The sequence below is a fragment of the Rhizobacter sp. P3_C12 genome, from assembly GCF_056402735.1.
Map to the genome: position 1 here is coordinate 1 of NZ_JBFUGW010000312.1, position 6662 is coordinate 6662.

At 69.5% G+C, this 6662-nt stretch carries 8 protein-coding genes; 2 read left to right on the plus strand and 6 right to left on the minus strand.

Translation table 11 applies throughout. The features are described from left to right. On the plus strand, positions 1–255 hold a 255-nt coding region (locus AC1DXV_RS29510; RefSeq protein WP_477936988.1), incomplete at its 5' end, for a hypothetical protein. Positions 256–294: 39 nt separating this feature from the next. Here AC1DXV_RS29510 and AC1DXV_RS29515 read toward each other — a convergent pair. The 6 genes from AC1DXV_RS29515 to AC1DXV_RS29540 all read right to left on the minus strand — a co-directional run bounded on the left by AC1DXV_RS29515 (position 295) and on the right by AC1DXV_RS29540 (position 4467). Beyond that, positions 295–1062, minus strand: coding sequence for an SDR family oxidoreductase (locus tag AC1DXV_RS29515; RefSeq protein ID WP_477936990.1), 768 nt, complete (start codon positions 1060–1062; stop codon positions 295–297). Next, on the minus strand, positions 1059–1874 hold the full coding sequence (locus AC1DXV_RS29520) for a BPSS1780 family membrane protein (RefSeq protein ID WP_477936992.1): 816 nt from the start codon (positions 1872–1874) through the stop codon (positions 1059–1061). The genes AC1DXV_RS29515 and AC1DXV_RS29520 overlap by 4 nt, the downstream gene beginning before the upstream one ends. Before the next feature lie 14 nt (positions 1875–1888). After that, on the minus strand, positions 1889–2848 hold the full coding sequence (locus AC1DXV_RS29525; RefSeq protein WP_477936994.1) for a homoserine kinase: 960 nt from the start codon (positions 2846–2848) through the stop codon (positions 1889–1891). A gap of 8 nt (positions 2849–2856) precedes the next feature. Further along, entirely contained in the window at positions 2857–3198 is a 342-nt protein-coding gene (locus tag AC1DXV_RS29530) for a hypothetical protein (protein ID WP_477865321.1), read from the minus strand. Positions 3199–3266: 68 nt separating this feature from the next. Next, positions 3267–4133, minus strand: coding sequence for a DNA ligase (locus tag AC1DXV_RS29535; protein WP_477936996.1), 867 nt, complete (start codon positions 4131–4133; stop codon positions 3267–3269). Between the two features lie 16 nt (positions 4134–4149). Next, complete coding sequence (locus tag AC1DXV_RS29540; protein WP_477936998.1) at positions 4150–4467, minus strand: hypothetical protein; 318 nt, start codon at positions 4465–4467, stop codon at positions 4150–4152. 174 nt (positions 4468–4641) lie between these two features. Between AC1DXV_RS29540 and AC1DXV_RS29545 the strand changes: the two genes are divergently transcribed. Continuing rightward, positions 4642–6662 (plus strand): DNA polymerase (locus AC1DXV_RS29545; protein WP_477937000.1); only part of this gene is annotated, 2021 nt, incomplete at its 3' end.

Consider the following 6662-nt stretch of genomic DNA (forward strand, 5'->3'; position numbering starts at 1 on the left):
GCTGCGCATCGTCCTGACGACGCGGCGGCGACAGGCGCAAGACGATGCGACGCGAAGCGAGCGAGTCGAGTGGAGCGGGAGAGCAACAATCCCAATGAACGTGGATGTGCAGCCGAAGTGGCAGTGTTGTCCGCAGCCAGACTGAACGAACCGTATGGTTTTCAGGCGCCTTTGCTTTGGTTACTTTCATTTGGCAAGACAAATGAAAGTGACTCGCCCGCCGGGGCGAGACCCGGCAGCAGCCTCACGCAGTGARAAGAAGCCCCTCGCGCAGCGAGTCCCCGACCGGGAAGGTCAGCCCCGACCAACGAATGGCATCTGCGTCGCCATGACAGTCATGCTGAGCACATTGGCCTCCAGCGGCAGGCTCGCCATGTGCAGCAGCGCATTCGCCACATGCTGCACATCCATCCGCGGCTCCACCATCGTGCTGCCGTTGGCCTGCGGCACGCCGCGCGTCATGCGCTCGGTCATGTCGGTGGCCGCATTGCCGATGTCGATCTGCCCGACCGCGATGTTGAACGGCCGGCCGTCCAGCGAGCTGGCCTTCGTCAGCCCGCTGATCGCGTGCTTGGTCGCGGTGTACGGCGCCGAGAACGGCCGCGGCGCGTGCGCCGAGATCGAACCGTTGTTGACGATGCGCCCACCCTGCGGCGTCTGCGCCTTCATCAGGCGGAACGCCTCCTGCGTGCACAGGAAGGCGCCCGTCAGGTTCACGTCGACCACCGCCTTCCACTGCTCGTAGCTCAACTCCTCGATCGGCATCGCCGGCGTGCCGGCGCCGGCATTGTTGAACAGCAGGTCGAGCCGGCCGAAGCGCTCGCGGGTGGCAGCGAACAAGGCCTTCACCGACGCCGGATCCCCCACGTCGGTCGGCACCGCCAGCGCGTTCGCGGCCCGCTCGCCAGCCTGCGCCAGCGTCTGCTGCAGCGGCTCGGCGCGGCGGCCGGCCAGCACCACGCCCCAGCCCTCGTGCAGCAGCGCCAGCGCGCAGGCGCGGCCGATGCCGGTGCCGGCACCGGTGACAAGAGYGATCTTCGACGGCGCGGCGGCAGCATTCATGGCGACGGACTCCCGGTGTCGGTGTCTGCCGACGGCAACTCGAAGCTGTCGGCAAAGGTGAAGAACAGCGATGCGTAGAAGGCGCTCAGGATCATCAGCCAGACCGGCAGCATCAGCACCTTGCCGACTTCCAGCTGGCCGAGCAGCGACGACAACAGGCTCACCAGGATGACGGCCGCCAGCGCCGTGCCGAACCAGACGAGCATGTAGATGACGAAGGCGCCGCGGTTGCGCCAGCACGCCACCAGGCTGAAGAACAGCGCCTTCGACGCGCTCATGCCGCCCCAGTGCACGAGACCCGGCGCATGCCACCAGACCACGCTCAGCACCGAGCTCRACACGAACAGCACCAGCATGCCCAGCTGCAGGTGGCCGTCGGACAGCCGCGCGTCGAGCACCTCCGGCGGGGTGTTGGCGCTGTACAGCAACTGCTGCAGCTCGATCACGCGCGAGCCCGCGATGGCATAGGTCAGCAACCAGATCAGGAAGGCCGCCAGTGCATAGCCGGCATAGAGCCACAGCTGCGCGCGCCGGCGCGGCCCGTCGACGCGCAGCGGCGCGATGAACACCGTCGGCATCGGGGAGCGGCCGGCCAGCGTCAGGCGCGTGGCGATCATGAAGCCCAGCGACAGCAGCGGGAACGCCCCGAGCAGCAGGAAGGGCCCGAGCAGCGGAATGAAGGCGAGCATGAAGCTCGCGAACAGCGACAGGCCGAGCAGGCCGGAGTAGGCGAGCGGTCGCGTCGCGAAGGCGGCCACGCCCTGGCGCACCCAGAGGGCGCCGCGGCTCGCGGGAACATGCTTGAATTTCATCGGTCAGCCATCGGTCAGCCCATCGCCGGATGCCAGGCGTTCTCGACGCGCTGGCGCAGCACGCGCTCGAAGTGGGTCGGGTCATGGGCCTTCAGCACCGACGCATCGCGCGGCAGGTGCAGGTCCCACAGGCGGGAGATCCAGAAACGCAAGGCCGCGGCGCGCAGCAGCGCCGGCATCAGCCGCCGCTCGCTGGAACCGAGCGGCCGCACCGCGTCGTAGGCCTCGACGAAGGCGAGCGCGCGGTCTTCGGCCAGGCGGCCGGTGTCGAGGTCGATGCACCAGTCGTTCAGGCACACCGCGATGTCGAACAGCAGCGCATCGACGCCGGCGAAGTAGAAATCGAAGAAGCCGGTCAGCGCGTGGCCTTCGAACATCACGTTGTCGCGGAACAGGTCGGCATGGATCGGCCCGCGCGGCAGCGCCGCATAGGCCGGCGACGCCGCCACCTGCTGCTGGAACGCGAGCTCGGCCTCGATCAGCTCGCGCTGCGCATCGGTCAGGAAGGGCAGCACCACCGGCACCGTCTCGGCCCACCACGCGAGGCCGCGCAGGTTGGGCTGCTGGCGCGGGTAGTCGGCGCCGGCCAGGTGCATCTGTGCCATCGCCGCGCCGACGCTGCGGCAGTGCAGTTCGTCGGGTGCGAGCTGGTGGCTGCCGCGCAGGCGGTCGACCAGCGCGGCCGGCTTGCCGTCGATCTGGTGCAGGATCTCGCCGGCCGCGTCGGCCTGCGGCTCGGGCACCGCGATGCCGTGGCGCGCCAGGTGCTTCATCAGGTGCAGGTAGAACGGCAGCTGCTCGAAGCTCAGGCGCTCGAACACCGTCAGCACGTAGCGGCCCTGCGTGGTGTCGGCGAAGTAGTTGGTGTTCTCGATACCGGCCGCGATGCCCTTCAGCGCGGTCAGCTCGCCGATCTGCAGGCGGGCCACCAGCGCGGCGGCGGTGTCGAACGAGACCTCGGTGAAGACAGCCATCGGCCCGCTCAGAAGGCAAGGACCTGCCAGACCCGCTGGCCGGCGACGCCGCGCGAGCCATTGGGCGCCTGCGGCACGCCCTTGGCGGCGCTGTCCGGCAGGATCTCGTACTCGCCCTTCAGCGGGGCCTTGGTCTTGACCACGATGCGCTTGACCTCGCCGCGCACGCGCAGTTCCTCGATGCGCGAGCCTTCGTCTTCGTGCACCAAGTGGTCGACCTGCGGCTCGCCGGTGTCGAAGTTCTCGACCGGGGCCGGGATCGGCTTCGGCGCCGGAGCGGGCTCCGCATGGAGGGCGGGGGCGATCGACGACAACAAGGCCAGGCAGGCCAGCACGGGCAGCAGCTTCATGGGCGCATTGTAGGCAGCGCTGCCGCGCGCGCCCCGCGCCGGGGTCAACCATGGGCCCCGCCCCCGGCTCAGTCGGGCCGCACCCGCAGGAAGGTCGCAAAGCGCGGCAGGCCGCTCTCATGAAACCCGCGGTAACGGTAGGTCACGATCGCGCCGACCGGCGGCGGCTGGCGGCGCTCGGCATCCTTCAGCCCGCTGCCGAGCCGGAAGCGCCGGCCGTCGGGCATCTCGACCAGCAAGGCCCCGAGCTGGCCGGCGTACTTGCCTTCGCCCGGCAGGTGGCCGACGACGCGTGCCTCGGCGTCGTCCTGCGGCTTCAGCTTCAGCAGCGCATCGCTGCGGTCGCGCAGGTAGAGCGAGTCGCCGCGATGCAGCACCAGGCCCTCGCCGTTGACCGAGACGACACGGCGCATCAGCTTCAGCAGTTCGGCTTCATCCGCGGCCCGGCCATGCACCACCGCCTCGATCCACGAGGTGCCGACGGTCTTGACCAGGCGCTCGATCAGCGGCCGGCGGTGGTCGAAATCGCCCGGCTCGTCGGGCAGGTCGAACACCATGAAGCGCATCTCGCGCCACGCGGCGTCATCCGGCACCTCGGCGGCGACCGCCGACGCCGCCGCGGTGAAGCGGCCGCGGCCGGCCCACAGCTCGCCATCCATCGCGCGCTGCGGCCAGCCCGAGGTGAACCAGGCCGGCACGCGGATCGGATGGCCGTTGCGCGTCAGCAGGCGCTGGCCATCCCAGTAGCCGCGCACGCCGTCGTATTTCTCGCTGACCCAGTGCAGCGCGGGCTGGAAGGCGCCGGTGCGGTACGGCTGGGCCAGCATCATCGACGGCCTGCCGTGGCCGATCGCCGCGGCCTGCGCGGCAGCGGCCGGCGGCACGCCGGCATGGAGCGCGGCGACCAGCACGGTCAGCGCGATGGGTGGCAGCATGAGGAGCCTTTGCCGCTCACTGATTCTCGACCTTGGACGACTCACCAGACGAGGTGATGTCCTCCGGCAATTTGCCAGCCGAGTGCTCCCAACCCGGGATGAACGACCCCGGGGTGGTTGCGAGCATTTTCGCGTCCTCCATATTGAACCCCGCACGCAGGGCCGCCCCTATGCGCTGGTTGATGTCTCGATCGGCGCACCACGCCGCGTAAGGCATGGAGTCGTTCGGCGCGTATACCGGGAATTGGGATGCCCCCTCCCTGGCTTCGCGCACATCGTCCACCACCGTAGGGCGGTCGCCGGGCGACGACGACCTCGAGTCTGACGGTGTCATGGGGAAATTCGAGCTGGAAACGGATGGCGTCTGTGTCGGTCTCATGCGTGCTGGCTTCCATCAAGGGGTTGTTCGATTTCCATCGCACCGCCGCCGCGACGACGGGATGCCAGCCTGAGTAACCCGCTCCCCATGCCGAGTTCCATCGCATGCGCCATCCGCCACAATCGCCGGATGACCGACACCTCCACCACTGACGCCGGCACGCTGCTGCTGGTCGACGGCTCCAGCTACCTCTACCGCGCCTACCACGCGCTGCCCGACCTGCGCAGCGCCGAAGGCTTCCCGACCGGCGCGCTGCACGGCATGGTGGCCATGCTCAAGCGCGCCCTGATCGACGTGAAGGCCGGTCACGCGGCCTGCGTGTTCGATGCCAAGGGCAAGACCTTCCGCGACGACTGGTACCCCGAGTACAAGGCCCAGCGCGCGCCGATGCCCGAGCCGCTGGTGCAGCAGATCGAGCCGATCCACGAGGTGGTGAAGCTGCTCGGCTGGCCGGTGCTGATGGTGCCCGGCGTCGAGGCCGACGACGTGATCGGCACGCTGGCGCGGGTGGCGGCCGAGCGCGGCCACCGCGTCGTGATCTCCACCGGCGACAAGGACCTGGCGCAGCTCGTCAACGAGCGCGTGTCGCTGATCAACACGATGAGCAGCGAGAAGCTCGACGTGCCGGGCGTGATGGCCAAGTTCGGCGTGCCGCCGGAGCGCATCGTCGACTACCTGACGCTGATGGGCGACACCGTCGACAACGTGCCCGGCGTCGAGAAGGTCGGCCCGAAGACGGCCGCCAAATGGATCGCCGAGTACGGCTCGCTGCAGGGCGTGATGGACGCGGCGGCCGGCATCAAGGGCGTGGCCGGCGAGAACCTGCGCAAGGCCCTCGACTGGCTGCCGACCGGCCGCAAGCTGGTGACGGTGCGCGACGACTGCGAGCTGGCCGAGCACCTGGCCGGCTGGCCGGACCTGGCGGGGCTGGCGCTGAAGCCGACCGACAACGCCGCGCTGCTCGACTTCTATGGCCGCTACGGCTTCAAGAGCTGGAAGCGCGAGCTCGAAACGGCCGTGGCCGCGCCGCCGCCCGCGCCGCCGGTGAAGGCCTCCAGGCCGCCGAAGCCGCCGGCCGACAGCGCCACCGCCGACCTGTTCGGCGACGGCGCACCGGACGAACCCGCCGCCGACGCATCGACCGAACCGGCCTCCGACGGCCGCTACGACACCATCACCAGCTTCGAGGCGCTCGACGCCTGGATCGCTCGCCTGAAGGCCGCGCCGCTCGCGGCGTTCGACACCGAGACCGATTCGCTCGACCCGATGCGCGCGCAGCTGGTCGGCGTCTCGTTCGCGGTGCAGCCGGGCGAGGCGGCCTACGTGCCGCTGCGCCACGACTACGCCGATGCGCCGGAGCAGCTGCCGATCGACGAGGTGCTGGCGCGCCTGAAGCCCTGGCTCGAAGACGCCGCCGCGCCGAAGCTCGGCCAGAACATCAAGTACGACCTCCATGTGCTGCAGAACGCCGGTGTGATGGCGCGCGGCTTCGTGCACGACACGCTGCTGCAGAGCTACGTGCTGGAGGCGCACCGCCCGCACAGCCTGGAAAGCCTCGCCGAGCGCCACCTGGGCCGCAAGGGACTCAGCTACGAAGACCTGTGCGGCAAGGGCGTGAACCAGATCCCGTTCGCGCAGGTCGACGTGGCGCGCGCGGCGCGCTACTCGGGCGAGGACAGCGAGATGACGCTGCAGGTGCACCAGGCGCTGTGGCCGCAGATCCAGGCCGAGCCGGGGCTGCTGCGCGTCTACCAGGAGATCGAGATGCCGACGGCGATCGCGCTGCAGCAGATCGAGCGCAACGGCGTGCTGATCGATGCGCTGGTGCTGTCGGCACAGAGCCAGCAGCTGGGCGAGCGCATGGTGGCGCTGGAACAAGAGGCGCACGAGCTCGCCGGCCAGCCGTTCAACATGGGTTCGCCGAAGCAGATCGGCGAGATCCTGTTCACCAAGCTCGGGCTGCCGGTGATCAAGAAGACCGCGAGCGGCGCGCCGAGCACCGACGAAGAGGTGCTGGACAAGCTGGCCGAGGACTACCCGCTGCCGGCCAAGCTGCTGGAGCACCGCAGCCTCGCGAAGCTGAAGGGCACCTACACCGACAAGCTGCCGCTGATGGTGAACCCCGAGACGCACCGCGTGCACACCAACTA

Coding starts and splice junctions, on each gene's coding strand:
- AC1DXV_RS29535 (WP_477936996.1), bottom strand. CDS start 4,133: ATGCTGCCACCCATCGCGCTGACCGTGCTGGTCGCCGCGCTCCATGCC.
- AC1DXV_RS29540 (WP_477936998.1), bottom strand. CDS start 4,467: ATGACACCGTCAGACTCGAGGTCGTCGTCGCCCGGCGACCGCCCTACG.
- AC1DXV_RS29525 (WP_477936994.1), bottom strand. CDS start 2,848: ATGGCTGTCTTCACCGAGGTCTCGTTCGACACCGCCGCCGCGCTGGTG.
- AC1DXV_RS29530 (WP_477865321.1), bottom strand. CDS start 3,198: ATGAAGCTGCTGCCCGTGCTGGCCTGCCTGGCCTTGTTGTCGTCGATC.